The 2,396-nt window shown below is 65.1% G+C and carries 3 protein-coding genes; all 3 read left to right on the top strand.

Features of this window, described 5'->3' with window-relative positions:
• Positions 1-569, top strand: a 569-nt coding sequence (locus tag LQK81_RS26165) for a TRAP transporter substrate-binding protein (RefSeq protein WP_230809319.1), incomplete at its 5' end; no start/stop codon positions are given.
• A complete protein-coding gene (locus LQK81_RS26170; RefSeq protein WP_230809320.1) occupies positions 566-1,132 on the top strand; it encodes a TRAP transporter small permease in 567 nt (188 codons plus the stop codon). The genes LQK81_RS26165 and LQK81_RS26170, both read left to right, overlap by 4 nt.
• A complete protein-coding gene (locus LQK81_RS26175) occupies positions 1,129-2,388 on the top strand; it encodes a TRAP transporter large permease (RefSeq protein ID WP_230809321.1) in 1,260 nt (419 codons plus the stop codon). Before LQK81_RS26170 ends, LQK81_RS26175 begins: the two co-directional genes overlap by 4 nt.
• Positions 2,389-2,396: the final 8 nt, after the last annotated feature.

Below are 2,396 nucleotides of genomic sequence, written 5' to 3' on the forward strand. Positions count from 1 at the left end.
CCTGGTGGAACAACGGCATCCGTCAGACGTCGAACTCGAAGCATCCGATTGTTGCGCCCGGTGATCTGGCGGGCCTGAAGATCCGCACGCCGCCGGATCCGATGACGGTCGACATCTTCACCGCGCTCGGCGCCTCGCCGACCCCGATGGCCTTCTCCGAACTCTACATCGCCCTGCAGCAGGGCGTCGTCGACGGACAGGAGAACCCCCTCATCAACATCCATTCCTCCAAGCTCTACGAAGTCCAGCCCTTCATCTCCAACACCAACCATAAATACGAGGCGACGCCCTTCCTCGCCTCCAAGATCGTCTTCGACGCGCTGTCGCCCGAAGACCAGCAGATCATCCGCGACGCCGCAAAGGAAGCCGGCGACCTGAACCGCAAGATGGTCCGCGACCAGACCGAAAGCCTGCGCGGCGAACTGGAAAAGGCCGGCGTCAAGTTCAACGACGTCGATCCCGCCCCCTTCGTCGAAGCCACCCAGTCCGTCTACGACAAGTGGCGCCAGCAGTATCCCGAACTCGTCGACGAACTGATCGCCGCCGCCAAGGGTGCAGCCGCACAATGACCCCCGCGTCCAACGCCCACATCGATCGCAAGGCGGCACCCGCCGCCTTGCGCATCGCCGACATGATCGGCAAGGTCATCGACACCATCGCCGTGACCATTGCCGTCGGCTCCGTCGTCGTCATCTTCTTCGCCCTGATGGCCGAAGTCATCGTCCGCTACTTCACCTCATCCGGCCTCGGATGGCCGAACGAGGTGCCGAACCTGCTCTTCCCCTGGCTCGTCATGGGCGGCATCGTCGTCGGCGCCCAGCGCGGCGCCCATATCGCCGCAGAAGCGCTGCGCTCCTGGCTGAACGACACCCAGCTGCGCTGGCTGCTCGCCTTCATCAATCTCTTCGTCGCAGCCTCCTTCGCCTTCCTGGCGCAGCTCTCCCTGCAGGTCATCGCCATCACCAAGGCCCAGGTCTTCCCGATGACCGGCCTCGGACAGGCATGGGCCTACAGCGCCCTGCTCTTCGGCTTCGGCGGCATCGCGCTCGCCTGCCTCGTCAACGTCGTGCGCGTCGTCACCTGCGACGATCCCCGCACCGTCCACAACACCGATCCGGAGCACACCACATGACCGCAATCATGACCGGCCTCTTCGCCGTCCTGCTGGCGCTCTCCGTGCCCGTCGGCTACGGCCTCATCATCGCAGCAGGTGCTGCCATCCTCTGGCATGGCGGAACGCCCACCGTGCTCGCCGTCGTCAAGCTGTTCCAGCCGACCCAGAGCTTCCCGCTGCTCGCCATCCCCTTCTTCATCCTGTCCGGATCGCTGATGATGTCCGGCACCCTCGGACAGAAGCTCGTCCAGTTCGCAGCCGCCCTCGTCGGCCGCTATCACGGCGGCATGGGACAGGTCACCGTCGTCGGCTCCACCATCTTCGGCGGTGTCTCCGGCTCCGCCGTCGCCGAAGCCTCCGCCCTCGGTTCCATGCTGATCCCCTGGCAGAAGCGCGAGGGCTATCCGGCAGGCTTCGCCGCCGCCGTCACCGCCTCGTCTTCCACCATCGCCGGCCTCATCCCGCCGTCGATCCCGCTCATCCTCTATTCCACGGTCTCCAACACCTCGATCGCCTCGCTCTTCTCTGCAGGCGTCCTGCCCGGCATCATGCTCGCCTTCGGCATGATGCTCGTCTGCTACCTCTCCGGCCGGTTCCGCAACTTCCCGCGGCTGACGAAGAAGGAGCAGGTCGCCACCATCGGCCAGACCTTCGTCTCCGCCCTGCCGGCCCTGCTGATGCCCTTCTTCATCGTCGTCCTCTTGCGCGCCGGCGTCGCCACCCCCACCGAAGTCAGCGTCATCGCCGTCTTCTACGCGCTGGTGGTCAGCACGCTGCTCTACCGCGACCTCACGGTCGAACGCATCTACGGGGCGCTGGTCAACACCGTCGTCACCACCGGCGTCGTCATGCTCGTCATCACCGCCTCCAGCCTCGTCGGACACGTCCTCATCGCCGAGCGGATCCCCACCATCGTCGCCCAATGGGCCCAGACCGTGCTGGCCGACCCGATCCTCATCATCCTCATGATGAACCTGATCATGCTCGTCGTCGGCATGTTCCTCGACCTGCCCGCCGCCATCCTGCTGCTCGGCCCCACCTTCGTCGCCATCGGACAGGCCATCGGCATGGACCCGATCCAGCTCGGCGTCATGATCTGCATCAACCTCTCCATCGGCCTCTTCACGCCGCCGATCGGAACGACCCTCTTCATCGGCGCCGCCATCGCCCGCGTCCCCATCGGGACCGTCGTCAAGGAACTCTGGCCCTTCTACCTCGTCGCATTCACCGTCCTCGTCCTCATCTCATACGTTCCAGCCTTCACACTCTACTGAGACCGAAA

It is taken from the genome of Rhizobium sp. GN54, assembly GCF_021026345.1.
Taxonomy (GTDB): domain Bacteria; phylum Pseudomonadota; class Alphaproteobacteria; order Rhizobiales; family Rhizobiaceae; genus Mycoplana.

What these genes read in the sequence shown, in the direction of transcription:
- LQK81_RS26175 (WP_230809321.1), top strand. Translation starts at nt 1,129, where the DNA reads ATGACCGCAATCATGACCGGCCTCTTCGCCGTCCTGCTGGCGCTCTCC.
- LQK81_RS26170 (WP_230809320.1), top strand. Translation starts at nt 566, where the DNA reads ATGACCCCCGCGTCCAACGCCCACATCGATCGCAAGGCGGCACCCGCC.